This window comes from Streptomyces verrucosisporus (assembly GCF_017114865.1).
Lineage (GTDB): Bacteria > Actinomycetota > Actinomycetes > Streptomycetales > Streptomycetaceae > Streptomyces > Streptomyces fenghuangensis.
Map to the genome: position 1 here is coordinate 1 of NZ_JADEYH010000088.1, position 589 is coordinate 589.

At 68.4% G+C, this 589-nt stretch carries 1 protein-coding gene; it reads right to left on the reverse strand.

All coding sequences use genetic code 11. From position 1 onward, the window contains the following. Positions 1 to 15: 15 nt before the first annotated feature. Positions 16 to 589 (reverse strand): transposase family protein (locus tag IQ279_RS27565; protein ID WP_206352049.1); only part of this gene is annotated, 574 nt, incomplete at its 5' end.

Sequence of the window (589 nt, forward strand, 5' to 3'; positions counted from 1 at the left end):
GAGCTGTTTCCAACCTCAGTTTGGGCAGGTCAGATGCAGGGTGAGGACGGCCTGAACGAGGCTGGTGATGCGGGTGGTGGAGCATCGCAGCTTGCGCAGGAGCCGCCAGGTCTTGAGGGTGGCCATGGCTTGTTCGATGAGTGCGCGGATCTTCGCGTGCGAGCGGTTGACGGCCTGCTGTCCTGTGGAGAGCGTCTCCCAGCGGCCCCAGTAGGGCAGTCGTATGGTGCCGCCGGCGCCCCGGTAGCCCTTGTCACCCCAGCACTCGACGCCGGCCTCGGCCAGGGCGTCGATGACGCCGTGGGTTCGCGCGGCCTTGATGTCGTGGACCGCCCCGGGCAGCGCGGGAGAGACCCACAGCGGCCGCCCCGCCGGGTCGGTGATCACCTGCACGTTCATGCCGTGTTTCTTGTGCTTCCCGGAGTAGAAGGGCTGGTCGGCGGCTATGCGGTCGATCGGCAGCAGCGTGCCGTCCAGGATCACGAATGCCTTGGTGGATGCGGTGCGGGCAGCGGTCCGCAGGTCGGGAGCCAGCGCGGCGAGGACTTCGACGGCCTCGGCCACGTACCGGTACACCGTCGCGATCCCG